Source organism: Algibacter sp. 2305UL17-15 (assembly GCF_040720935.1).
Taxonomy (GTDB): domain Bacteria; phylum Bacteroidota; class Bacteroidia; order Flavobacteriales; family Flavobacteriaceae; genus Jejuia.
The window spans coordinates 292607-319042 of the sequence record NZ_JBFDAE010000001.1; the positions used below are offsets into that span (position 1 = coordinate 292607).

A 26436-nucleotide genomic window follows, 5' to 3' on the forward strand; every position below is an offset into this window, starting at 1 on the left:
GAAACGCTATTTTGTTTTAACGTTCCACGTGGAACATTTGATTTTTTTCGTCATTCCTGCAAAGACAGGAATCTATTTCCGGAAATTTGGCTTTGCAATTTTTACGTTCTATGAGGAACACCTTAAATAAGTTTTCATAAGACCTGATAGGTTTTCAAAACCTGTCAGGTCTGAAAAAACATTCGTGTATTTCCCGAAAAATCGGGACAAGCTATGGCAATAAAAAATTCAAATCACACACATTTAAAAGTAAAAGACCACTCCGTTTCTGGAGAGGAATTCGAATTGATTCTAAATTCAGAATATGGTTTTTTACAAACCACACCTCGACCATCTTCTGATAAATTACCCAGTTATTATCAAAGTGAGGATTATATTTCGCATACAGATTCTAAAAGAAACTTATTCGAAAAAGTATATCATTTAGTCAGAACTATTTCACTTAAAAAGAAATTAAACTTAATTGATTCTTTTCCTTCAGGCGACAAAAAACTTTTAGATATAGGATGCGGTACAGGCGATTTTTTACAAACCGCACAACAAAACGGATGGATTGTTTCGGGAATAGAACCAAACGGACAAGCTAGACAAATTGCCAATAAAAAAACAAACAATTCTGTTTTTGAAACAGAGCAACTTTTAAAGTTTTCAGAAGATAGTTTTGATGTGATTACGCTTTGGCATGTGTTAGAGCATTTGCCAAATTTAGAAGAGCATGTTTCCATTTTTAAAAAATTGCTAAAACCTAACGGAAGATTAATTATTGCTGTACCAAATTATAAAAGTTACGATGCAAACCATTATAAACAGTTTTGGGCTGCATATGATGTACCAAGACATCTTTGGCATTTTAATCAAGATTCAATTTCAAAATTAGTTTCGAAAGAATCTTTTAAAGTTGAAAAAGTTAAACCTATGTGGTTCGATTCATTTTATGTAAGCATGCTTTCTGAAAAATATAAATCAGGAAACATGAATCCTATTAAAGGGTTTTGGATTGGATTGGTTTCAAATTTAAAGGCTTTGGCATCAAAAGAAGCTTCTTCTTTGATTTATGTGATTGAAAATAGCTAGAATTCATTTTGACAATACAATCTCATTCTTAAATTTAAGCAATGCGCAAATACTAGTCGGGTTTTTAAAAATTGCTTAAATCGCTTTATTTGAGCCGAAAAACTATAAGTTATTCTTATTCAAAATTTAAAAAGCCATAATTATTCTTTATATGTTAAAAACCAACCAATTCCACTTTCAATTTTAATTGACTTTATTACATTTGTGCGGATTTGAAAAAAAGTCAAAATTCAATTATAAACTTAAAATCAAAATTATGAAACATATAATTTATGCTGCTCTTTTAGTGTTAGTTGTAACATCTTGCCAAAAACCAAACAAAATAGGTTTTGTAGATAATGGAACTGTCATTAACGATTTTCAAGAAAAAAAGGATCTTGAAGATAAATTTAAGATTCAAGAGCAAGCTTTTACTAAAAAATTTGATAGTATAGATGGTGCTTTTAAAATTGAAGTTCAAAAATTTCAATTGGCAGCGAATAAAATGTCACAAAAAAAGGCAGAAGCGCGTTACCAAGAGTTGGGTCAGTTAAAACAAATTAACGATCAACAAAAACAACAAGAAGCGCAACAATTACAATTGGCTTTTCAAACCGAGATAGATTCTTTAATTGTTAAAGTTAAAAACTTTGTAAAGGACTATGGCAAAACTAATGGTTATACTTATATATTAGGTACAAGTGATGCAGCCGCATCTGTACTTTATGGGACTGATGAAAATGATTTGACCCAAACTATTTTAGAAGCGCTTAATGCAAAGTACAAAAAATAGTAAAATTTAAAATATTTTAAATAATTGAAAGTCAAGTAAATAGCTTGACTTTTTTTATGCCTTAAAGTTAAATTTTAAAAAATAATTTCAACTTCATGCAACCCCTCACATTTTAATCTGTCAATAATAGTATCAATCAATCATCAATTTATGCTGCCCCGAAATTTCGGGAGTTTCAGCATCAAAAAACGAACAGATCAAAATGAAGCACATTCTACTAAGCATATGCCTATTATTTGTCACAGTATTAACTGCCCAAAACTATAGTATAAGAGGAACAGTTAAAGACTCCAAAAACGGCGAAACCCTTATGGGTGCTGCCGTATTTTTAAAAAGCACTACCAATGGTGCAGTTACAAACCCCTATGGTTTTTATTCCTTAACCGCGAAAGAAGGTACATACACCTTGGTCGTTTCCTATATGGGATATCAAGAGATTTCAAGAGAAATTACTCTGAAAGAAGATTATGTATTGGATTTTGAACTTATGGAATCCTCGGAACAACTCGATGAAATCATTATTACCGCAGAGGAATCAGAACGCATTAGCATTAAAAAACCTCAAATGAGTGTTTCTAAATTGAATGCATCTACCATCAAACAGATTCCTGCGGTTTTAGGAGAAGTAGATGTTATTAAATCCATCCAAATGCTTCCTGGGGTTACCAACGGTGGTGAGGGAACTGCTGGTTTTAATGTTAGAGGTGGTGCTGCAGACCAGAATTTGGTGCTGTTGGATGAAGCCATCATTTACAACACGTCTCATTTTTTCGGTTTCTTTTCGGTGTTTAATAATGATGCTATTAAGAACGTCAAATTATACAAAGGGGATATTCCTGCAAAGTTTGGCGGACGCGTATCTTCCGTGTTAGATGTGCATCAAAAAGACGGCAATAGTAAAGCATTTGCACTAAGTGGCGGTGTGGGATTAATTTCTAGTCGGTTAACCGCAGAAGCACCACTTTTTAAGGATAAAGGATCATTTTTAATTGCGGGCCGTTCGTCTTATGCACATTTATTAATGAAAGGCATTGAAGAAATCAAAGACGATAAAATTTCGTTTTATGATTTAAACTTAAAAACGAATTACGAAATCAATAAAAATAATCGTGTGTATTTGTCTGGTTATTTTGGAAGAGATGTGTTCGACTTATCGAATGTTATTAAAAACAACTATGGCAATGCATCAGCAAATTTAAGATGGAACCATGTGTTCAATGATAAGCTGTTTTCAAATCTGTCTTTAATTTATAGCAAGTACGATTATCAAATTATATTGGATTTTGTGAAGCTAGATTGGATAGCTGATATCAAAAATTACAACGTAAAATACGATTTTGGATACTATGTAAACGATAAACTGAAAATTGATTTTGGAGCAAGCGGCATTATGTACAACCTAAATCCGGGGGAAGTAAAACCAACTTCGGATACTTCTCCCATCAATCCTTTAAAATTAGAGCAAAAACGAGCTTTTGAAAGTGGCTTATATGTAAGTGCGGAAATGGAACTAACTGATAAATTAACGCTGAATTATGGTTTAAGATATAGCAGGTTTAATAGACTGGGCGGACAGAATATCATGAATTATGTAAATAATATGCCAGTAGTTTACAATGACGAATTAGACATTTATGAAGAAGGCGAAGAAACGGGAGACACCTTTTTCAAGAAGAGTGAAAGCATAGAAACATTTGATAATTTTGAACCAAGATTAGGGGTTTCATATCAGTTAAACGGATCTTCATCTGTAAAAGCAAGCTTCACAAAATCTTCCCAGTATTTACATTTATTATCGAACACATCGGCAGTAACGCCATTGGATGTGTGGACGCCTAGCGGAAAATATATCAAGCCTCAATTATCCAAACAATATGCATTAGGCTATTATAAAAACTTTAAAGACAGCAAGTATTCATTGGAATTGGAAACCTATTTTAAAACCGTTGACAATAGAATTGATTACGTAGATGGATCTGATTTAATAGGCACAAATACCATTGAAACCGAAATTTTAAGCGGAGAGGCCAGAGCCTACGGATTGGAAGTTTTATTAAGAAAAAACAAAGGACGATTTACAGGTTGGTTTGCCTACACACTCTCTAAATCTGAACAACGTACTCCTGGAGGTGTAGCTGGTGGACTGGGCATTAACGATGGCAAATGGTACAATACCGCTTATGATAGAACCCACGACATTTCGATTACTGGAGCTTATAAATTAAACGATAGATGGAATTTTAGTGCAAATGCAGTTTTCCAAACAGGAAGACCTGTAACCTATCCCGACGGACAATATAAATATGAAGGCTTATCCATCGCCAGTTTTTCCGATAGAAATGCGAGCAGATTGCCAGCGTATCATAGACTGGATGTTTCAGCAACGTATAGTCCTAAAAAGAACTTAAATAGAAAATGGCAAGGCGAATGGGTGTTTGGAATTTACAATGCTTACAATCGTAAAAATGCAGCTTCGGTGTCCTTCCGTCAGAATGATGAAACGGGTGTTAATGAAGCCACTAGAACAGCCATTTTTGGGATCATTCCTTCAATAACGTATAACTTCAAATTCTAGATATCATGAAATTTTATATAAAATCACTTTTATTACTATTATGTATCGGCATTACATCTTGTGAAGATGTTATAGATGTTGCTATTCCGACGGCAAAACCAAGATTGGTTATAGAAGCCTCTTTAGATTGGCAAAAAGGCACTTCGGGAAATAATCAAACTATAAAATTAAGTACTTCAACACCCTATTTTGAAAACACAACCAATAGTGCTGTTACGGGCGCTTCTGTAAAAGTTACCAATATCGATAGCACTACTGAATATGTTTTTACAGATGAAAATGATGGCACTTATACCATCGATAATTTTGTGCCAGTAATAAATAACAGCTACACTTTGGAAGTTATTTATAACAATGAAACCTACAGCGCAACGGAAACATTGAAATCTGTTTCGCCAATAAAACGCGTAGAACAATCTTTAGAGGCGGGTTTTGATGACGAATTACTAGCTGTATCTATTTTCTGGGATGATCCAGCAGATGAAGAAAATTTCTATCTCATAAAATTGATCGATAAATTTGAAATACTACCAACATTTGAAGATTTTCCAGATGAATTTGTAAACGGAAATGAGTTAGATACCTTTTTTGAAGATGAATATGTTACAGGTGATAAGATAGAATTTACCTTGTATGGCATTTCAGAACGCTATAATAATTATATGAGTTTATTAATAGAACAATATGATAGTGCCGGCGATCCTTTTAGTGCTGTTCCAGGAAAATTAAAAGGTAATTGTATCAATTTAGATGCGCCTAAAGATTATGCTTTTGGATATTTTAGGCTATCGGAGTTTGATATGGTAATCTATACGGTTGAGTAAATTAATAATCTAAAATTATCGGTTTTAATAGCCTCTTGATGATATCGAAAATGTAAATATTTTTCATTTCGGCTATCGAGTGCAGCTCTTAGGGTTGTCAACCCGATTTGAAAACTCAAAAAAAACACCCCTAAAGTCCCCTCAAGGGGAAAAAAAATAACAAAAAATCAATTAACATGTGCTGGACTTGTTTCAGTATCAAAAAGCACAATATCATGAAAACAAATCATCTATTTTACCTAATTCTTACATTAAGCTTAACTCTTGCATCATGTTCGCTAGATGTTGTCATAGCATCAGACGATATTATTTCAGAAGAACGCGTTTTATCAAACTTTGATGAAATTGATGTTTCAAGCGATATGGAGGTCATTATTAAACAAGGTCTTACGCAATCGGTTAAAGTTACAACTAGCAATAATTTGCAAAATAAAGTGACTACAAGAGTCAATAACAGAAAATTAACGGCAAGAATAAATGGATCTATTACCAGATTAAAAGTATTGCGATTAGAAATTACAATGCCTACAATTACACGGTTAGAACTTTCAGCAGATAGTTTCGGGACACTTTCAGGATTTGAAAATTTAGATACATTTCGATTAAAGGTATCAAGCGATGCGTCTATTGACTTGACATCAGGTTCTGCAAAAAGTATGACTATTGAGGCTAGTAGCGATGCGAAAATTGAAGGATTTGACTTTAAAGTTAATACGTGTAATGTAAATTGTTCATCGGATGCCAGTATTTCTATAACCTGTTTAGATGCGTTATCTGGTTCTGTAAGTAGCGATGGGGTTTTATTTTACAAAGGGAATCCAAGGATTAATGTGACAACAAGTAGTGATGGGGCGGTTATTAATTCGAATTAAAATTTAGGGTCAGACCTGAAGGTTTTTAAAACCTTCAGGTCTCTAAAGCGCTAATTTCAAATAAATCGTAACTTTCGTGCAACCTTTTGAAATTTCTATTGTCTATAAATAATAGATACCCTAATCCGATAATTAGATTACATCCAAAAAATAGTGAATAACCAAGTACTATTTACACATAAAGACCTTGTTGAGAGGAGTAAATTAGGCGACCGCAAAACGCAGTACAAGCTCTATTCACTATACGTTAACGCAATGTTTAACGTGAGTGTTAGAATGGTAAAATCAAAAGAGGATGCAGAGGATATTTTACAGGAAAGTTTTATAGATGCCTTTAAAAATCTGGATAGTTTTAGATACGAAAGCACTTTTGGATCTTGGTTAAAACGCATAGTCATCAATAAAAGCATCAACCATTTAAAGTTGAAACGCATACCCCTAATTGCTTTAGAGGAACACGAAAATTGGATACCTCAACAAGAAGAAGACATTAAAGAAGAAGATTTAGACATAAGTAGCATAAAAACCGCGATAAAACAGCTTCCAGAAGGCTACCAAACCATTATCAATTTATATTTAATTGAAGGATATGACCATGTTGAGATAGGAGAAATTTTAGGAATTAGCACTTCCACATCCAAATCTCAATACCACAGAGCAAAAAAGAAATTAGTAGGATTAATGAGTTGAAAACCATGGACGAATTAAAAAAATATACAGCAAAACACAGTAGGAAGTTTGATGATTTCGATTTGGATGAAGTGGACAAACTAAGACTTTGGAGCGCTATTGTTTCCGAATTGCCAGAAGTACCTAAAAAAGTCATTCCGCTTTGGAGAAAAACATCTTTTAGAGTAGCCGCAAGTATTGTGCTTTTATTGGGGTGCACACTATTCTTTTATATGAAAGGAAACCAATACATACAACATCAAATGGTTAATGAAGAGTTGTATGAAATCGATAACCATTACAAGCTTCTAGTGAATAACCAAATAGAATTAATAAAGAACAATGCACATTTATCTAAAGAAGACCAAGACGATTTTTTATCGCTGGTAGATGATTTGGATAAAGAATATGCAAAACTAAAAGAAGAACTGAAATTAGGTATTAACAACCAAAAAATTATTGAAGCCATAATTACAAATTATAGAAAAAAAATACAACTCATGGAAGATTTGCTAGAGCGATCTTATCCTACACAAAACAATTTTGAAGATGAAGCGATTATTTTATAAAATTATACTCTATGGCGCATTTATGTTGTTTTCATGTATGGTTATGGGACAGAATAAACTAAGCAAAGAAATCAAGAAAACATACCCTTTTACCAATCAAGGAGCGTTTTATTTAGACAATAAATACGGCGATGTTTTTATCAACGGATGGGATAAAGATTCTATTCAAATCCACGTTATAATAGATGTAAAAGGTAAAAGTTTAGATAAAGCTAAAGATCTTTTAAAGCGTATAAATCCGAATATTGTGAATACGAATAAGCAAGTTATCGTAAAATCGGAAATTACAGATAAGGAGACTTCTTTTTTCAATAAATACATTAATAAAATAGACCCTTTTAAAAGTGAAAAATCGAATACTGATATTAGATACACCATTAATTTACCAAAATCGGCAGAGATAGAAATATTCAACAAATATGGAGACATCATTATTTCGGGTTGGAACGGAAAATTATTAGCCGATGTTGAACATGGCGATTTACGGATTATTGATAACATAGCGCACTCAAAATTGTCTATTAAATACGGAAAGCTAAAAGCAAATACGTTGCACAGTTCTGATATTTATGCGAAAGATGCGACGGTATCCTTTGATAATTCTGAGGTGTTGAGGTTAGAATCTGATGGTTCTATAATAGCAATCGAAGCTGTAAATGAATTGGATATAGATTCAAATAAAGATGATATAGAAATCACAGATGCAAACAACATATTTGGTAAAGTAAAATATTCTAAACTGGTTCTAAATACCATCACTAGCAAAGTGAATTTAAACTTGAATTTAGCTGAACTGCGTATTTTAAATCTGGATACAGAATCGCCGGTAGTAAACGTACACCAAAGGTCTTCTGAAGTTTATATCAACATTTCAAACACCAATTTTAATTTTGGTGCAGAACTAGAGCAAGGGGTTTTAAGAATACCAAAAAGTGTCCAGAATATAACCAGTAAGGTACTGGACGAAAAAAATAAAATAAGACAAATAAGAGCTAATTATGGCAAGAAAAACAAAGGTATTTTCGATTTTACGGGCTATAAAGGCATCATTATTTTAAAAGAACTATAAAACCACAGACCAATGCAAAAAATAATCATAACAGCAATCGTTTTAGCAATGTGTAGCTCTGTTTTTTCACAAAAGAAAGAAACTGACGAATACATTCAATTTGATGATAGAAAAAACACGGTTCATGGTGTTTATATAGGTTTAACCCAACATTTAGGAGAACTTTCCGATGAATGGGCAAGTTTTACGACTCTTAAATTGGCGTATGTAGCCAACAGAAAGCTGGAAATTGGCGTAGCGGGAACGTTTTTTTTCAGCGAACAACCCAATACAACGGGTGTTTTTAGAGGCGATGAAACCTTACTCATTGGGGGCTATGCAGGCTTGCATCTAGAACCTATACTATTTGGCACCAAATTTATAAGTGTCTCGTTTCCAATATTAATTGGTGGTGGCGCCATAACGCTTTTAGAAGAAAAAGAATCTGGAGGCTATGATTTTACTACGGACGAAATTGATGCTGGTAAAATAGAATTCGACTCTTTCTTTATAGTAGAACCTGGTGTGAATTTACAATACAACATTTCAAGGTTTGTGCAATTAGAAACAGGAGTTAAATATCGGTTTTCAGACGCATTTAGAGTGGTGCATTCCGATAAAGATTATATGAATGGGTTTTCAGCAGGATTAGGACTTAAAATTGGCATTTTTAATATGGGTAGAAAGAAGAAGAAAATTAAGGATGATTTTTAGTGATAAATGTTTCCCAGACCTATCAGTCCCGACGCTTCGGGATTAAAACCCGAAAGGTCTAATTTTGGTTTACTCCGCTTTCTTATGAAGTAGTCTAGTCAACTTTATCGATAAATCCGTCAAAATAATTTTAGAATTCCCATTCCGTTCAATATGGTAAATAGCATCTTGTAGTTCATTACTAATATCCATAATATTATTGCCATGCACAAAAGGCGCAAAATTTTCCAATTTAAACTTTTCGGTTTTTGGCTCAAAAAACACCAAATCGGTTGCATTATAATTCAAAAGTAACGCCTGACGGAAAAAATCCAAACAAAAATTCAAAAACTGCTTTTGGGTTTCACGCCCTGTTTTGGCAATATCCTCACTCCAAGAAATTAAATCATGAATGGCAGCTTTGTTCCCTTTGGCTTTAAAAGCACTCCGAATCCAAAAGATAAACCATGTTTCAAATTGTGTGTCTTCAGAATCATGATATACTAAATCACAAGCTTTATTATAATTTCCGTTAGATTGATGTGCTATTTTAGTAGCTATAGAAGTCTCTAAATTGTACTGTTTAATGATAGCGTCTTTAATCACCTCTTCTGCCAAGGGCGGAAAATGTAATATTTGACAACGCGAGCGAATGGTATTGATGATTTGCTCTTCATCTTCAGCAATCAATAAAAAAATCGTTTTATTTGGAGGCTCTTCAATCAACTTTAAAAGTTTATTTGCGCAAGCAGTATTCATCTTTTCTGCCATCCAAATCAGCATCACTTTATAACCACCTTCATAAGATTTTAAGGTTAATGACTTTACAATATTGAGCGCTTCTTCAACCCCAATCTGTCCTTGTTTATTATCAACGCCCAGCAGTTTGTACCAATCAAATAAATTGCCGTAAGGTTGTTCCTTTAAAAGTTGCCGCCATTCTTCCAAATAAAAACTGGAAACCGGTTTGCTTTTCACTTTATCGCTTGTAGTAACAGGAAACGCAAAATGTAAATCGGGATGCGAAAAGTTTTTGAATTTTAAATTGCAAGCTTCATTTCCCGTATTATTTTCTCCTTCAGAATTTGAACATAAAATATATTGGGCATAGGCCAATGCCATAGGTAAAGTTCCAGAACCTTCGTTCCCTATAAATAATTGTGCATGCGGAATTCTACCATTATCAGCACTTTTGGTAAGGTGTGATTTTATGTGTTCTTGTCCTAAAACGTCTGAAAATAACATTTAACAAACCTACATATTTTTTTCTATTTTAGACCTTTGTCAGGTTAGATACTGAAACAAGTTCAGCACAGGAAACCTGAAAGGTCTCTAAACCAATCAATTCTTTTTTGAAAAACTTTTGAATTTCAAACGTTTTCGTGAAAAAACAGATTTTAAATGGGGTTTTAATTAGTTACATTTGTGAATCAAATAGTTAAAAATAAATTTAAATATATAATGAAGACTCTAAACGATTTTAATTTCGAAAATAAAAAAGCCTTAATCCGTGTAGATTTTAATGTGCCTTTAAATGATAATTTTGAAGTTACGGATGCTACGAGAATAGTATCTGCGAAACCAACAATTATCAAGATTTTAGAAGATGGCGGAAGCTGTATTTTAATGTCGCATTTAGGGCGTCCAAAAGGATTTCAAGATGAGTTTTCGTTAAAACATATTGCAAAAAAAGTTGAAGATATTTTAGGCGTAGAAGTAAAAACAATTGCCGATTGTATTGGTAATGATGTTGAAGCTGCTGCGGCAAATTTACAACCAGGAGAAATTCTATTATTAGAAAACTTGCGTTTCTATAAAGAGGAAACTGCCGGAGATAAAGATTTTGCCGAAAAATTATCGAAATTAGGAGATATCTATGTAAACGATGCCTTTGGAACGGCTCACAGAGCGCATGCATCTACAACTATTGTAGCTCAGTTTTTTGAAGGCAAAAAATGCTTCGGCAACTTATTGGCCCAAGAAATTGAAAGCATCAATAAAGTAATGGAAACAGGAGAAAAACCTGTTTTAGCAATCTTAGGAGGTGCAAAAGTATCTTCTAAAATCACAATTATTGAAAATATTTTGGATAAAGTAGATCACCTTATTATTGGTGGTGGTATGGCATTTACTTTTGTAAAAGCACAAGGAGGTAAAATAGGAAATTCTATTTGTGAAGACGATAAAATGCCTTTAGCTTTAGATATCTTAAAACAAGCCAAAGCCAAAAACGTTCAGATTCATATTCCTGTTGACACTATTGCTGCGGATGATTTTAGTAACGATGCAAATACTCAAATTTTAGATATCAACGAAATTCCCGATGGATGGGAAGGTGTTGATGCAGGGCCAAAATCTAGAAAACAATTTCATGATATAGTGATGCAATCTAAAACTATTCTTTGGAACGGACCACTTGGGGTTTTTGAAATGGAAAGCTTTGCTCAAGGTACTATTGAGCTTGGAAATTCTATTGCTGAAGCCACTAAAAACGGCGCATTTTCACTTGTAGGTGGAGGAGATTCTGTTGCTGCGGTAAAACAATTTGGTTTTGAAGATAAAGTAAGTTATGTAAGTACAGGCGGTGGCGCAATGCTTGAAAGCTTGGAAGGAAAAACATTGCCCGGAATTGCTGCTATTTTGGAATAGAATAAATGAGTTTTTTGATGGCTCTCACAGATCTTTAACACCTGTGAGAGCTTGATAATGGTGCAAATATAAATTAGGAACAATTTTTGTATATTTGATATATTATGAATACAACCAACTTTACGAGAGAAGAATTGGCACAGTATATATTACATACTGCTAAAGATTCTGTTGTTAATAAAATAAAAAATATTGTTTCAAAAGAACACGACGGCAAAATTGTTGCCTATACTACCAAAGGAAAACCTTTAAGTGAAAATCAGTTCAGAGCAGAGGTTCAAAAAGGAATGGACGATGTAAAATCTGGTCGTATTATTTCAGAAGAAGATTTAGCTAAAGAGATTGAAAATTGGTAAATGACAAAATCTTCATATAAAGTTTATTGGTCTTATTCTGCTAAAACCAATTTAAAAGACATTTACGGTTTTATAAAACAAAAATCCAAACAAGGTGCTAAAAACGTTTTAGCTGATATTAGAAAGGCATCAAAATCATTACATTTTCCTGAGCAAACTTAAGTAGATGAATATGTTCCATCTTGTAGGAGAATAATTGTTAGGAACTATAAAATATTATATACTTTTGACGAAGTTAAGAATATTTTAACTGTGGTAAGAGTTTTTGATACAAGACAAAATCCAGACTCTATTAAGAAATAAATAGCATTTAAGTTTTCAAATTCCCCGAAAAAATACGATTTTAGCAGTAATATCGTTCACTTATAAATTGAATAGATACTATGGCTTATCGTTTTTTTATAACATTCTTTCTCATAATTAGTGGTGTTTGTTTTGCGCAAACCCAAGATTCTACAACTGTAAAAGTTGAAGTCGTTAAAGACACTTTAGTTGATCTAAAACAAGAGAGCATGGTGTCTATCGAAGCCATTATTGAAGAAGATAGTCTTTCTATAAAAACATTTAAAGATGACGAGTTTTCGGCTGAAATTGATGCAAAATGGCGAGAGGAATTATACAACAATACCCTGTTTGATACCATCTACAAATCGGTAACAGAACTTACTTTTGAAGAAATAGATTATCCTGAATTACCAACCGATACGCTTAAAAAGCGCTTAGAAGAATTAAATGCAAGAACGCCGTTTAATGTAGAGTACAATCCATCTTTAGAAAGCGTCATAAAATCTTATTTAAAACACAGAAGAAAGCATTTACAAAAATTGATGACCATGAGTGCTTTCTATTTTCCGTTGTTTGAGCAGGAGTTGGACAATCAAAATATTCCGTTGGAAATAAAATATTTAGCCATAGTAGAATCTGCTTTAAAACCAAATGCAAAATCTAGAGTTGGCGCAACAGGTCTTTGGCAGTTTATGTTCAGTACTGGGAAAATGTATGGTCTGGATGTAAGTAGTTATGTTGATGAACGCAGCGACCCTATTAAATCTACTACCGCAGCAGCAAAATATTTGGCAAGATTGTATAAGATTTTTGGCGATTGGGATTTAGCTTTAGCAGCCTATAATTCGGGACCGGGAAATGTATCAAAAGCCATTCGCAGGTCTGGAGGTTATAGAAACTATTGGAATATTCGTCATAATTTACCACGGGAAACGGCAGGTTATTTACCAGCATTTTTAGCGAATATGTATATTTTTGAGTATGCCGAAGCACACGGTTTTAAACGCTATAAACCAGAGCAAGTGTATTTTGAGACAGATACGGTTGTGGTAAAACAGATGATAAGTTTAGATCAAGTTTCTGAAATTACAAAAACACCAATTGAAAAATTACAGTTTTTAAACCCTTCCTATAAACTAGACATTATTCCCGTAGTGAAAGGTGAAAACTACACATTGCGTTTGCCAACTGATGTTATTGGAACATTTGTGAATAACGAAAATGAAATTTATGCTTTAGCCAAGGCAGAGAGAGATAAACAAGAAAAACCATTGCCACAGCTGTTTAACGCTGATGATAAAGTGCGTTATCGCGTTAAATCTGGTGATTATCTCGGGAAAATTTCAAGAAAATATGGCGTAAGGGTAAGTGATATAAAAAAATGGAATGGCTTACGAAGTAACAATTTAAAGATTGGTCAGCGATTGACAATTTATCCCAGAAAACCTAACGTTACAGCATCTACCAACGTAACCGCTAAAGTAAAACCTAAGCCTATTTCTGGTGAAGTGTTTATCTACACAGTTAAGAATGGCGACTCACTTTGGAGTATTTCGCAAAAATTTTCTGGAGTTTCTATGCAGAATATTAAAGATTGGAACGGTATTAGTGGTAGTAGATTAAAACCTGGAATGAAACTCAAAATTTCCAAAGGCTAATTTCCAAAAAAATATAAAAAAATATAGAGATGAAAAAAATATTAGGTGTTTTACTAATAACATTGCTGGTAGTATCATGTAAAGATGGAAACTCCAAAAATGATAGAATACTGTTTGATTCACAAGGAAGAGTTAATCATATATCCGTGGTTGTTGATAATGAAGCATGGAACGGTATTTTGGGAGAAGCTATAAGAGATGTGCTGGCAACTCCTATTTATGGCTTGCCTCAAGATGAGCCAACCTTCAACATTAATCAAATTCCACCACAAGTATTTACAGATTTTATAACGAGGACTAGAACTGTTTTAAAGATAGAATTAGGTAAACCAGCAGGAATTCATTTCAAGGATGATGTTTATGCTACACCACAAAAAGTCATTGTAATCTCAGGGAAACATAAAAATGAAATTATAGCTCTTTTAAAAGAAAACGGGCCTAAAATTATTGAAACTTTCAAGAATATCGAATTAAGCTATAAACAAAGCCAAATGCGAAAATCTTTATACAATGCTCAGGTTATTAAGAAAAACTTAGGGTTAACTATTGAGTTTCCCTCAGTCTATAGAATAGGGAAAACGAATGCTAAGGATGAAGACAAATTTTACTGGATAAAACAAGATATTAGAACTGGTTACACGAATATTTTATTATATGAATTACCACATTCGGCGATAAATAGGGATAGTAGTTTAGTAGAACAGATTATAAAAATAAGAGATTCTATTGGGAAAAAATATATTGAAGGCCCATTAGAAGGCAGTTATATGATAACCGAAAACATGTACACACCTTTTCATACCGAAATAATTTTAGACAACAAGCCAACTTTAGAAACCAAAGGCATGTGGAAAGTACATGGAGCCGTTATGGCAGGACCATATATTAATTACGCCATAGAAGATAAAATTAATAAGAGATGGATTATAGCCGAAGGGTTTACTTTTGCACCCTCTGTAGAAAAACGCGATTATATGTTTGAGCTAGAAGCAATTATTAAAACCATAAAAATAGATAAATAATTATTTGTGTCCATATTAAGGATAAAAGATAAAAGACATAGGACAAGTACATTTCCCAAATTGCTAAAAAAAAAAGCTTATTATAACCCGTTGTGCATTTTGGCCCTTTTTAATAAACAAATGTCAGTTGACAAAATTTTCTCAAAATGCACAACGGGTATTATAATATATATCGATTTTTCTAAACACTAAAAATAATACAACTTAGAAACATTTAGGCATAAAAAAACCAACACGTAATATGTTGGTTTTTTGCTTTTTATAAAGATTGTAAACTATTCAGCTTTATCTTTTTTTGGCTCGTCTTCTTCTTTACTGGCATCTTTAAATTCTTTAATACCGCTTCCTAATCCGCGCATTAATTCAGGTATTTTTTTGCCGCCAAATATCAGTAATACAACCACTACAATTAATGTTATTTGTAGAGGGCCAATTACGCCTAGAAATATAGTTGATAAAATCATAATTTATTAATTTGGTACAAAGTTAAATAATTAAAGTTTAATAAAATCGTTTTTAACACTATTAGTAGTGCTTTAGTTAAGATAAACCCGACACGTTGAGATAATTTTATTTAATTTTGTTTTCAATTATGAGTGAACAGAAACCAAAAAGAATTAGAAGGAGACTACTGGATAAGTATCGCTTGGTAATACTTAACGAGAATACCTTTGAAGAACGCCTCTCTTTAAAACTGACCCGGTTAAACGTTTTTGTGGTGGTTACACTTTCTAGCATTATTTTGGTTTGTCTCACCATATTATTGATTGCTTATTCTCCTTTAAAAGAATATATCCCTGGCTATTCCTCTACAGCCTTAAAAAAACAGGCTACAGAGTTGAGTTTTAAAACAGATTCGTTACAGCAAGTATTGGCTATGAACGAGAATTACTTTAACTCCATAAAAAAAGTACTAAGAGGCGATGTAAGTATGGAAAATTTCAATAAAGATTCTATTATTGAAGCCACAAAACTAGAAATAAGTGAAGTAGATTTAAATCCAACCAAGGAAGATTCGTTGCTTCGAGCAAAAGTCGATAAAGAAGATAAGTATAACCTTTTTGAGTCTGCTACTTCGGTTACAAACTTTGTATTGTTTCCTCCTGTAAACGGAACAATTAGCGAACCTTATAATATCAAGGAAAAGCACTATGCAGTTGATATTGTTGTCGCAAAAGACACACCCATAAAAGCTACTGCCGATGGCATTGTTATTTTTGCAGAATGGACAGCAGGCACGGGACACGTGATTATTTTAGAACATAGTTACGGACTAATTTCAGTTTACAAGCATAATGCAACCTTAACAAAATCTCAAGGCGATTTGGTTAAAGCAGGTGAAGTTATTGCCACTTCTGGTAACACGGGAGAATTATCCACAGGCCCTCATTTGCATTTTGAATTATGGAGTGACGGTTACCCAATTAATCCAACTAATTTTATAGATTTCGAATAAATGATATCAATAAAAGCTGCAATAGCAAAACCTTTTGCAAATAGAGTTTATAAAAAAACTCAAAAATGGGCGAATAACCCCATTGTAACGCAAGAGAAGGTATTTCAAAATTTAATCAACAAAGCATCCAAAACACTTTTTGGTAAGGATCATAATTTTAGTGAAATCAAATCACATGAAGATTTTGTTAAACGAGTTCCAGTAAGAGATTATGAAGCGTTAAAACCTTATGTTGAAAAAGTAGTTGCAGGTGAAGAACATATTTTATGGAAAGGCAAACCCATCTATTTTGCAAAAACCTCTGGTACAACATCTGGGGTAAAATATATCCCGATTACAAAACCTTCTATTGAGGCACAAGTAGATGCTTCTCGCAACGCCATTTTACATTACATCCATGAAACTGGAAATACCGAGTTTGTAGATGGTAAAATGATTTTTTTACAAGGAAGCCCTATCCTAACTAAAAAGAACGGTATAAATATTGGTCGGTTATCAGGAATTTCAGCACACTATGTACCTAAGTATCTTCAGAAAAATAGAATGCCATCATGGGAAACCAATTGTATTGAAGATTGGGAAACCAAAGTTAACGCCATTGTAGAAGAGACCTTAAATGAAGATATGACAGTTATCGCAGGCATACCGTCTTGGGTTCAAATGTATTTTGAAAAATTGCAACAAAAAACAGGTAAAAAAGTAGGAGATATTTTTAAAAACTTCAATCTATTTATTTTTGGAGGTGTTAATTATGAACCTTATCGGGCGAAGTTCGAAAACTTAATAGGTAGAAAAGTAGATAGCATAGAATTATATCCAGCAAGTGAAGGTTTTTTTGCTTTTCAAGACAAACAGAACGAAAGAGGCATGTTATTGCAGTTAAATTCTGGTATTTTCTATGAGTTTATAAAAGCAGATGAATTTTTTAATGAAAACCCAAAACGCATCACTATCAAAGACGTTGAAGTAGGGGTTAATTATGTCATGATAATTTCAACAAACGCAGGCCTTTGGGCATATAACCTAGGAGACACAGTCGAGTTTACCTCAACCAAACCTTACAGGGTCATTGTTTCCGGACGTATAAAACACTTTATTTCCGCTTTTGGAGAGCACGTAATAGGTAAAGAAGTAGAGCAAGCAATGCAGGACGCTACAGAAGGCAGTACTATTAGAGTGTCAGAGTTTACAGTAGCACCACAGATAAACCCTAGTGAAGGTTTGCCCTACCATGAATGGTTTGTAGAGTTTGAAAATGAACCTAAGAATTTATCTGATTTTCAAGAAAAAATAGACCAATCTTTACAACAACAAAACAGCTATTATTTCGATTTAATTAAAGGGAAGGTGTTACAACCATTAAAAATCACTAGAGTTGAAAAAGACGGTTTTCAAAATTATATGAAATCCGTTGGAAAATTAGGGGGGCAAAATAAAATCCCCAGGTTATCAAACGATAGAAAAATAGCCGATGCAATTTCTGACTTGGTTGCAAAAAAATAGTATTACATTTGCAGCGTTTTTAAAAACAGCATGAAACACACCAAGCGCCACGAAAGAACTAGAGCACAAGAAAGCTCTAATGCCATTGAAAGGATGTATATTACGATGCGTCACTTGTTCAATCGTGGGTTTTATAAGCCAATGGGTATTTCGGGCGAAACGTTAAGACAAGCACTACTCTTATTACGCCCTGAGATTTATGGTTCTGTTGCCGAGGAAAAAGTAGAGCTAGAAGGTTTGCTTTATGTTATTGATAGATTGCCTAGAGGAATTGAAGAATGTTCTGTTATCAATCTAACCAGTGATGAAGGCTATTCCGAATCGCTTTTTAAACCTATTATTCCAAAAAAACGCCGCCGAAACTGTTATAGAATAGATGAGGAGCAGATGAATATTGAAATTACCCGAGGCCGCTCTGAAATTTATGATATCCTAACCCATCTTACATTTCTTTTTATAGAATCTCATAAAATAAGCAAACGCGTGCTTGTCGATGAACAGGAAACTACCTCAAGAGATTGGAAGAAGCTTGAAAAAACTATAAATGCTTCTAAAAAACTGACCCAAAAAGAGCGTGAAGTTGCCATAACACACGCATCCAATATTTTAGGCAGAACCTTTAACGAAATCACTTCAATATATAATAGTTTTGCAATTCCAACACAACCAGAACGCTTATTACATATTGTATATTGGCTCGGTAAACTGGCAATTGAGGAGCAAACATCGCTTAATAAACGTGCCGTTACTTTTAGTCCAGTATTGCGCGAAGAAATTGGGCACCATATACATGGCGAAATCTGGGCAAATACCATTAAGAAAACACTCCACAAGCAGCATCTTTTAAACAGGCCAATACATGTTATAAGTGCCAATATGCATAGTGTAATGAATACGCTTTTTGCCCCTAGTGCTTTAAAGGAATTAGCATTAAAACAAGATATTTTTGAGGTCTATAAAACCCTTGGTAATAATTTAAATACCGGGTTAAGAAATAAAGTTCGCAAAGAAGCGTTACAAGAAGGGATGATTTATATTCAAGACACTTCTGGAGCTAATATTGATGTGCAAATATTTGATACGGAAAAAATTGATATTTCAAAATTAGATATTAAAGTTAATCAAAGCACACTTAAATCGAAAAAACCTATTATATTGGTCATGGATTATGCTTTTGGAGAGCAAGCCTATGAAACGATTGATGAATTATTGAAACCTTTTGAAAAAAATGACGAAAAGATTCACTTAAATGTTGAATCAATTTCAGTAATGGGAAAAGCAGGGATTTTAGAAGGAGATAAAGGCGATATTATGATTCCATCAGCACATATTTTTGAAGGAACAGCCGATAATTATCCTTTTAAAAATGAGCTAAAAAAAGAAGATTTGGAATGCAAGGGTGTTTCAATATACGAAGGAGCAATGATTACCGTATTGGGAACCTCGCTTCAAAATAAAAACATCTTAAAGTTCTTTTTTACGTCATCCTGGAATGTGATAGGATTAGAAATGGAAGGTGCCCATTATCAAAAAGCAATTCAAGCAGCATCTAAAGTAAGAGGAAATATAAGAGCTGATGTAAAGGTAAGATATGCTTACTACGCTAGTGATAACCCATTAAAGACAGGGAGTACACTTGCGTCTGGAGGTCTCGGAACCTCAGGAGTTAGACCAACATATGTAATAACACGTACCATGTTAGAACAAATATTTAATTAATAGATTTTATTATGAGTAAAGATTTACCTCAACAACCACAACAATCTGAGGAAGTGGATTTAGGGCAGTTGTTTAACCTAATTGGGAAAATGTTTGAAAAACTTTTTTCTTTTATAGGACAAATTATCAGCAAACTATATGATGTTTTATTGCTATTGCTGATCCATTTTTTTAAAAGGATAAAATGGTATATCCTAGTTGTTGTACTTGGAATAATTGTTGGATATTTTCTTGATAAGAAGGCATCAAAAGTATATGGTGCTAGTATGCAGTTAGAAACTAATTATAATTCTGCTAGACAGGTTTATGAAAATATAAGTTTTTTAAACCAACTAGCCGCTGTAGATCAAGATTCTGTAGAGTTAGGAAAACGCTTAAATATTTCTCCAAGCGAGGCCAAATCTATAAAAGGGTTCTCTATAAAACCTAATATAGACGAAAATGATAAAATGAAGTTGTTTTCTGATTTTAGAGCTCAGTTAGACTCTCTTACAAGAAGCACTTTTACTTATAACGACTATATTGATGGATTGTCATCGCACAGCTTCAGCACACATCAAATCGAAGTAACTTCTGATGATAAATTCATTTATTCTAAACTTAATGACGGCTTGCCTAAAGAATTAGCTGATAATTCTTATCTGAATGAAATAAAAGATGTTACATTAGAAAATTTTGTTAGGAGAGAAAAGGTTTTGCAAGCCCAAAAAAGGACTTTAGACTCTTTAAGTGATTTTTATTTAGACATAAGAAAATCTGAAGCTGCAAAAAACACAGCTACAAGCGGTTCTGGCACAAATCTTTTTTTAGGTGAAATGAGGCAGGAGAGCCTAGTTGTAGATGAGACAAAGATTATAGAAAGAAGACTGGAACTAGACAATGAGAGATTAAAACTTTATTTGGAAAGCGTTGAAAATAAATATATTGTAAATCCAATTTCTGAATTTCCAGCAGCAGGCTACGATATAAGGCAATGGACAGAAAAGGCTAAGTTTAGGTTACCTTTGTTGTTTGCCCTTATTACACTAATATTTTTTATTGGCTTAGGACTTGTGAAATATTTGAATAAAGAAGAACAACGTTTATTAGGTGAGAGAAAATGAAACTATTAATAACGGGTGGCGCTGGTTTTATCGGTTCCCATGTCATTAAATTATTTGTCTTAAAATATCCCAACTATAAAATCTATAATTTAGATGCGCTTACCTATGCAGGAAATTTAGAAAACCTAAAGGCTATTGAAACCCAAGCCAACTATAGCTTCATAAAAGGGGATATCAATAACGAAGTATTTATTTCTAAACTTTTTTTGAAACACGACTTCGATGCAGTGATTCATTTAGCAGCAGAATCTCATGTAGATCGCTCTATAAAAGACCCTCTAGCATTTGTAAAGACGAATATAATTGGAACTTTAAACCTTTTAAATGCGTTTAAATCTTGTGGTGAAAATAGATTGAAAAATAAGATTTTCTATCATATCAGTACAGATGAGGTTTATGGCACACTTGGCGAAACAGGATTATTTACAGAAAATACTGCTTACGACCCTAATTCTCCATATGCTGCCTCCAAAGCAAGTTCAGACCATTTTGTGAGGGCATTTGGAGAAACCTACGGCGTTCCATATATCATTAGTAATTGCTCCAATAATTATGGCCCTAATCAGTTTCCAGAAAAATTAATTCCATTATTCATTAATAATATTCTAGAAAAGAAACCATTACCTGTTTACGGAGATGGTAACTACACTAGAGATTGGTTGTTCGTAAAAGATCATGCCAAAGCGATAGATGTTGTTTTGCACAAAGGAAAAACAGGAGAAACTTATAATATTGGTGGTTGGAATGAGTGGAAGAACATAGATTTGGTTAAATTGTTATGTTCAAAAATGGATGATAAGTTACATCTAAAAAAAGGCACTTCAGAAAATCTTATAACTTATGTAAAGGATAGACCTGGGCACGATTTAAGATATGCCATAGATGCATCTAAGATTAAAGAAGCACTGGATTGGAAACCATCCGTTACCTTTGAAGAAGGCTTAGATGAAACCATTCATTGGTATTTGAATAACGAACAATGGTTAAAAAACGTGATTAATAAGGATTATTTGTCGTATTACGAAAAGCAATATAATTAAAGTATGAAAGGTATAGTTTTGGCAGGCGGTTCGGGAACACGTTTACATCCACTAACTAAAGTGGTTAGCAAACAATTGATGCCTATTTATGATAAGCCAATGATATATTACCCGCTTTCTACCTTAATGTCGGCAGGAATCAATGAAATACTCATCATATCTACGCCAAAAGATTTACCGGTTTTTCAAGAATTATTGGGCGATGGGAAAAAATACGGTTGCAGTTTTAAATATGCTGTACAAGAAAACCCGAACGGCCTTGCTGAAGCTTTTATTATAGGAAAAGAATTTGTAGGAAAAGATAGTGTAGCCTTAATTTTAGGAGACAATATTTTTTATGGATCGGGCTTGTCAAAAATTTTAGCATCCTGTAACAACCCTAAAGGAGGCACCATTTTTGCGTATCATGTTCATGACCCACAACGCTACGGCGTGGTAGAGTTCGATGAAAACAACAAGGCGATTTCTATAGAAGAAAAACCTAAAAACCCCAAATCTAATTATGTTGTTCCGGGTATTTATTTTTATGATAATATTGTTTTGGATATTGTTAAAGATTTAAAACCAAGTGCTAGAGGCGAGTTGGAAATTACCGATGTAAACAAAGCCTATTTAAAACAAGGGCTTTTGAATGTAGAAGTTTTGGATAAGGGAATTGCTTGGTTAGACACAGGAACGTTTAATTCTTTAATGCAGGCCTCTCAATTTGTTCAGGTCATTGAAGAGCGCCAAGGTTTAAAAATAGGCAGTATTGAAGAAACAGCGTATAAAATGGGATACATAAACAAATTACAACTTACAGAGCTTGCCAAACCATTGTTAAAAAGTGGTTACGGACAATATTTACAAAAGCTACAATAGTTTATGGAAATTGAAAACACAAGTTTAAACGGGTGCTTTATAATTAACTCCAAAGTATTTAAAGATAATAGAGGAAGTTTTTTTGAAACTTTTAATCGTGATATATTTAAAAAAGTAACTGGAATTACAACCGATTTTGTACAAGACAATCAATCAACATCTAAAAAAGGTGTATTAAGGGGGCTTCATTTTCAAAAAGGAGACTATGCTCAAGCAAAATTGATTCGAGTTGTAAAAGGTAAAGTTCTAGACGTATGTGTAGATCTAAGACCTAATTCACCCTCGTTTGGCAAACATTTTAAAGTTATTTTAGATGCTATTGAAAACAAACAAATATATGTTCCAAGGGGGTTTGCCCATGGGTTTTTGACATTGGAGGAGCAAACAACACTCACCTATAAGTGTGATAATTATTACAATAAAGCCTCGGAAGGCGGCATTATTTTTAATGATGACACTTTGAACATAGACTGGGAATTTCCTTTTGAAAAAATGATTCTGTCCGATAAGGACATGGTACTTCCAACGTTTCAATCAATTTTAAAATGAACATTAAAGTATTAGTTACCGGTGCAAATGGTCAGTTAGGGAAAACTATTGAAGAGTTATTCGAAAATAATAACGATGGTATTGATTTTATGTTTTTATCCAAATCAGAGCTTGATATTACAGACAAGGATGCTCTAAATGATGTATTCCAAAAGAATTCATTTAACTATTGTATGAACTGTGCAGCATATACCAATGTAGAACAAGCTGAAAAAACACCAGATATAGCATATAAAATTAATGCCGAAGGCGTAAAGAACTTAGCTGAAATTTGCAAAGAACAAAATACTATCTTGTTGCACATATCAACAGATTATGTATTTGATGGCACAAAAAGGACACCTTATACTATCTCAGATAAAACAAACCCAATTAATGAATACGGCACATCCAAATTGCTAGGAGAGCAATATATCCAACAACTACTTAAAAAATATTTCATTATAAGAACGTCGTGGTTGTACAGTAAAAAATATGGAAAGAATTTTTATAAAACTATTATAGAAAAATCAAAAACCGAAAGCAAATTGAGTATTACAGACTCGCAGAAAAGTTGCCCCACAAATACGGTTACTCTTGCTCGTTTTATTTATAATCTAATTAAAAAAAACACAAATCATTATGGATTATACCATTTTTCAGATGATAAAGTAATGACCTGGTATGACTTTGCAGAGCAAATTTTAATAGAAAATGAATTGTTTGACAAAATAAACCTTGTAAAAGCAGACAATTATGTTACTTTTGCTAAACGACCAGAATATAGTGTTTTGGCTAACAATTGAAGATGAAAAAGAAAAATTTAATCGTTTTTGGAACAAGACCTGAAGCTATAAAAATGGCGCCTTTAGTTAAGGAGTTTCTAAGGAATTTTGATGAGTTTGAAACCAAAGTATGTATTACCGCCCAACACCGTGAAATGTTAGATCAGGTACTTGATTTTTTTGAAATTAAACCAGATTTTGATTTGGATTTAATGAAACCAAATCAAAATTTATACACCTTAACAGCAGATATTATTACCTGTTTAAAGCCTGTTTTAGAAGAGTTTGAACCAGACTATGTTTACGTTCATGGAGATACCACTACAACTATGGCCACAAGTATTGCTGCATTTTATTCTGGAGCAAAAGTGTGTCATGTAGAGGCTGGTTTAAGGACCTTTAACAAATTATCGCCGTTTCCTGAAGAAATGAATAGAAGTGTTACTGGAAGAGTTACTGATTTTCATTTTTCGCCTACCATTACTTCAAAGGAAAATTTAATTAGAGAAAATGTAAATGCCGAAAGTATATTGGTTACAGGAAATACAGTTATCGATGCGCTGCAATTTAGCACTAAAAAAGTAGATTCCTCAAATTTTGAAGACCAAGAAATAGAGCGACTAAAGACTATTGTTGATGTTTCGAAGCGATTAATTTTAGTTACAGGGCACAGAAGAGAAAATCACGGTCAAGGGTTTGTAAACATTTGTAAAGCTTTAAAACAAATTGCAGAGGAGAATAAAGATTGCCAAATAATATATCCAGTACATTTAAACCCAAACGTACAAAAGCCTGTTTATGAACTTTTGGAGGGTATAAATAATATTAATTTAATAGCACCATCATCCTACCCTGCTTTTGTTTGGCTCATGAACAAATCCTATTTAATTATTACCGATAGTGGTGGTGTACAAGAAGAAGCGCCAAGTTTGGGCAAGCCTGTTTTGGTAATGAGAGATACTACAGAGCGACCTGAAGCAGTAGATGCAGGAACAGTAGTATTAGTTGGAACAGATTCAAAAAAAATTGTAGAAGAAACAAACCAACTGTTACAAAGCAAAGAGAGCTACAAAGCAATGAGTATGTTGCACAACCCTTATGGAGACGGGACGGCTTGTAAAAAAATAGTAGAATTTATTACCAATTTATAGTATGAGTAAGAAACCAGATGTTGTTATGATTGGTTTAGGGTATATTGGTTTGCCAACAGCGGCACTAATAGCCCAAAATAAAACCTGTGTTCATGGGGTAGATATAAACCCAAAAGTTGTTGAAACAATTAATGCAGGTCAAATACACATTGTAGAGCCAGAGTTGGATATTGCAGTAGCAAATGCAGTTAAAGAAGGGTATTTAAAAGCAGATACGGTACCAGTTGAAGCCAATACTTACTTAATTGTAGTACCCACGCCGTTTAAAGCTAAAAACGAACCTGATATTTCATTTGTTGAAGCCGCAACAAAAGCGATATTACCATTATTAAAAGAAGGCGATTTATATATTATAGAATCTACCTCTCCCATTGGGACTACAGAGCAAATGATGCATTTGATTTACTCTAAAAGACCAGAACTAGAAAGTAAATTGAATATAGCATATTGTCCAGAACGTGTACTTCCAGGAAATGTAATGTATGAGTTGGTGCATAACGATAGGGTAATTGGAGGAGTAGATGAGAAATCAACAAATAAAGCAGTTGCATTTTACAGTCAATTTATTAAAGGAGCCCTGCATAAAACCAATGCAAGAACGGCCGAAATGTGCAAGTTGGTAGAAAACTCATCAAGAGATGTCCAAATAGCTTTTGCTAATGAATTATCATTGATTTGTGATAAGGCAGACATTAATGTTTGGGAACTTATCGCATTGGCCAATAAACACCCAAGAGTAAATATTTTACAGCCAGGGTGTGGAGTAGGCGGACACTGTATAGCTGTTGACCCCTATTTTATTGTTGCAGATTATCCTATGGAGTCCAAAATAATTGGTAAGGCAAGGGAAATTAACAATTACAAATCGTTTTGGTGTGCGGAAAAAGTACAAACCGCAAGATTGGAATTTGAGCTAAAACACGGAAGAAAGCCTAGTATAGCCTTAATGGGACTAGCCTTTAAACCCAATATTGACGATTTAAGAGAATCTCCAGCTAAATACATCGCTCAAAAAGTGTTACAAAATGCTAATAATGAAACTTATTTTATTGTTGAACCAAATATAGAAACTCACAAGGTGTTTAAATTAACCTGTTATAGTGAGGCTGTTAAAGAAGCCGACATTATAGCCTTTCTGGTAGCACACGATGAATTTAAAAATTTAGATTTGCCCAAGGAAAAGGTGATTTTGGACTTTTGTGGAATTGTTAAATAATTATTAGT

Annotated in this window: 26 protein-coding genes; 24 read left to right on the forward strand and 2 right to left on the reverse strand. The window is 33.4% G+C overall.

Going from position 1 to position 26436, the window contains the following annotated elements; all coding sequences use genetic code 11:
* Positions 1-213 precede the first annotated feature (213 nt).
* The 9 genes from ABXQ82_RS01170 (at position 214) to ABXQ82_RS01210 (ending at position 9117) form a co-directional block, all read left to right on the forward strand.
* On the forward strand, positions 214-1074 hold the full coding sequence (locus ABXQ82_RS01170; RefSeq protein ID WP_367053673.1) for a class I SAM-dependent methyltransferase: 861 nt from the start codon (positions 214-216) through the stop codon (positions 1072-1074).
* Between the two features lie 256 nt (positions 1075-1330).
* The gene (locus tag ABXQ82_RS01175; protein WP_367053675.1) at positions 1331-1846 is read left to right on the forward strand and encodes an OmpH family outer membrane protein; all 516 of its coding nucleotides are present in this window, start codon (positions 1331-1333) and stop codon (positions 1844-1846) included.
* Between the two features lie 202 nt (positions 1847-2048).
* Positions 2049-4421: a TonB-dependent receptor gene (locus ABXQ82_RS01180; protein WP_367053677.1), complete on the forward strand. Its 2373-nt coding sequence runs from the start codon at positions 2049-2051 to the stop codon at positions 4419-4421.
* A gap of 5 nt (positions 4422-4426) precedes the next feature.
* Complete coding sequence (locus tag ABXQ82_RS01185) at positions 4427-5245, forward strand: DUF4249 domain-containing protein (protein ID WP_367053679.1); 819 nt, start codon at positions 4427-4429, stop codon at positions 5243-5245.
* Between the two features lie 215 nt (positions 5246-5460).
* Positions 5461-6117 (forward strand): DUF2807 domain-containing protein, encoded by a 657-nt coding sequence (locus ABXQ82_RS01190; protein WP_367053681.1) that lies wholly within the window; start codon positions 5461-5463, stop codon positions 6115-6117.
* A gap of 153 nt (positions 6118-6270) precedes the next feature.
* The gene (locus ABXQ82_RS01195; protein ID WP_367053683.1) at positions 6271-6807 is read left to right on the forward strand and encodes an RNA polymerase sigma factor; all 537 of its coding nucleotides are present in this window, start codon (positions 6271-6273) and stop codon (positions 6805-6807) included.
* Positions 6808-6812: 5 nt separating this feature from the next.
* On the forward strand, positions 6813-7355 hold the full coding sequence (locus ABXQ82_RS01200; protein WP_367053685.1) for a hypothetical protein: 543 nt from the start codon (positions 6813-6815) through the stop codon (positions 7353-7355).
* Positions 7336-8424, forward strand: a complete 1089-nt coding sequence (locus tag ABXQ82_RS01205; protein WP_367053687.1) for a hypothetical protein — start codon at positions 7336-7338, stop codon at positions 8422-8424. The genes ABXQ82_RS01200 and ABXQ82_RS01205 overlap by 20 nt, the downstream gene beginning before the upstream one ends.
* A gap of 12 nt (positions 8425-8436) precedes the next feature.
* Complete coding sequence (locus ABXQ82_RS01210) at positions 8437-9117, forward strand: hypothetical protein (RefSeq protein WP_367053689.1); 681 nt, start codon at positions 8437-8439, stop codon at positions 9115-9117.
* A gap of 69 nt (positions 9118-9186) precedes the next feature.
* On the opposite strand, the gene ABXQ82_RS01215 is transcribed toward ABXQ82_RS01210, so the two are convergent.
* Entirely contained in the window at positions 9187-10341 is a 1155-nt protein-coding gene (locus ABXQ82_RS01215) for a DNA polymerase III subunit delta' (protein ID WP_367053691.1), read from the reverse strand.
* 216 nt (positions 10342-10557) lie between these two features.
* On the opposite strand from ABXQ82_RS01215, the gene ABXQ82_RS01220 reads away from it, so the two are divergent.
* From ABXQ82_RS01220 to ABXQ82_RS01240, 5 genes are all read left to right on the forward strand, one after another.
* Positions 10558-11745 (forward strand): phosphoglycerate kinase, encoded by a 1188-nt coding sequence (locus ABXQ82_RS01220; protein WP_367053693.1) that lies wholly within the window; start codon positions 10558-10560, stop codon positions 11743-11745.
* Between the two features lie 104 nt (positions 11746-11849).
* The gene (locus ABXQ82_RS01225) at positions 11850-12101 is read left to right on the forward strand and encodes a hypothetical protein (protein WP_367053695.1); all 252 of its coding nucleotides are present in this window, start codon (positions 11850-11852) and stop codon (positions 12099-12101) included.
* The gene (locus ABXQ82_RS01230; RefSeq protein ID WP_367053697.1) at positions 12102-12263 is read left to right on the forward strand and encodes a type II toxin-antitoxin system RelE/ParE family toxin; all 162 of its coding nucleotides are present in this window, start codon (positions 12102-12104) and stop codon (positions 12261-12263) included.
* A gap of 221 nt (positions 12264-12484) precedes the next feature.
* Positions 12485-14044: a LysM peptidoglycan-binding domain-containing protein gene (locus tag ABXQ82_RS01235; RefSeq protein ID WP_367053699.1), complete on the forward strand. Its 1560-nt coding sequence runs from the start codon at positions 12485-12487 to the stop codon at positions 14042-14044.
* Between the two features lie 29 nt (positions 14045-14073).
* Entirely contained in the window at positions 14074-15066 is a 993-nt protein-coding gene (locus ABXQ82_RS01240) for a DUF4837 family protein (protein WP_367053701.1), read from the forward strand.
* A 275-nt stretch (positions 15067-15341) separates the two neighbouring features.
* Here ABXQ82_RS01240 and ABXQ82_RS01245 read toward each other — a convergent pair whose 3' ends face one another.
* Complete coding sequence (locus ABXQ82_RS01245; protein ID WP_367053703.1) at positions 15342-15530, reverse strand: twin-arginine translocase TatA/TatE family subunit; 189 nt, start codon at positions 15528-15530, stop codon at positions 15342-15344.
* Positions 15531-15658: 128 nt separating this feature from the next.
* On the opposite strand from ABXQ82_RS01245, the gene ABXQ82_RS01250 reads away from it, so the two are divergent.
* Genes ABXQ82_RS01250 through wecC form a run of 10 tightly spaced genes read left to right on the forward strand, consistent with a single transcriptional unit; the run spans position 15659 to position 26428 of the window.
* Positions 15659-16522: a M23 family metallopeptidase gene (locus tag ABXQ82_RS01250; protein ID WP_367053705.1), complete on the forward strand. Its 864-nt coding sequence runs from the start codon at positions 15659-15661 to the stop codon at positions 16520-16522.
* Positions 16523-18025 (forward strand): GH3 auxin-responsive promoter family protein, encoded by a 1503-nt coding sequence (locus tag ABXQ82_RS01255; protein WP_367053707.1) that lies wholly within the window; start codon positions 16523-16525, stop codon positions 18023-18025.
* Positions 18026-18055: 30 nt separating this feature from the next.
* Positions 18056-19744 carry a hypothetical protein gene (locus ABXQ82_RS01260; RefSeq protein WP_367053709.1) on the forward strand — a complete coding sequence of 563 codons (1689 nt, stop codon included), beginning with the start codon at positions 18056-18058 and terminating at the stop codon, positions 19742-19744.
* An 11-nt stretch (positions 19745-19755) separates the two neighbouring features.
* Positions 19756-20847: a hypothetical protein gene (locus ABXQ82_RS01265; RefSeq protein ID WP_367053711.1), complete on the forward strand. Its 1092-nt coding sequence runs from the start codon at positions 19756-19758 to the stop codon at positions 20845-20847.
* Positions 20844-21887 carry a dTDP-glucose 4,6-dehydratase gene (rfbB, locus tag ABXQ82_RS01270; protein WP_367053713.1) on the forward strand — a complete coding sequence of 348 codons (1044 nt, stop codon included), beginning with the start codon at positions 20844-20846 and terminating at the stop codon, positions 21885-21887. Before ABXQ82_RS01265 ends, rfbB begins: the two co-directional genes overlap by 4 nt.
* Positions 21888-21890: 3 nt before the next feature.
* Positions 21891-22748: a glucose-1-phosphate thymidylyltransferase RfbA gene (gene rfbA, locus ABXQ82_RS01275; RefSeq protein ID WP_367053715.1), complete on the forward strand. Its 858-nt coding sequence runs from the start codon at positions 21891-21893 to the stop codon at positions 22746-22748.
* A 3-nt stretch (positions 22749-22751) separates the two neighbouring features.
* Positions 22752-23297, forward strand: coding sequence for a dTDP-4-dehydrorhamnose 3,5-epimerase (rfbC, locus tag ABXQ82_RS01280; protein ID WP_367053717.1), 546 nt, complete (start codon positions 22752-22754; stop codon positions 23295-23297).
* The gene (gene rfbD / locus ABXQ82_RS01285; RefSeq protein WP_367053719.1) at positions 23294-24082 is read left to right on the forward strand and encodes a dTDP-4-dehydrorhamnose reductase; all 789 of its coding nucleotides are present in this window, start codon (positions 23294-23296) and stop codon (positions 24080-24082) included. Before rfbC ends, rfbD begins: the two co-directional genes overlap by 4 nt.
* Positions 24083-24084: 2 nt before the next feature.
* Positions 24085-25212 (forward strand): UDP-N-acetylglucosamine 2-epimerase (non-hydrolyzing), encoded by a 1128-nt coding sequence (gene wecB, locus ABXQ82_RS01290; protein WP_367053720.1) that lies wholly within the window; start codon positions 24085-24087, stop codon positions 25210-25212.
* 1 nt (position 25213) lies between these two features.
* Positions 25214-26428: a UDP-N-acetyl-D-mannosamine dehydrogenase gene (gene wecC / locus ABXQ82_RS01295; protein WP_367053722.1), complete on the forward strand. Its 1215-nt coding sequence runs from the start codon at positions 25214-25216 to the stop codon at positions 26426-26428.
* Positions 26429-26436 lie beyond the last annotated feature (8 nt).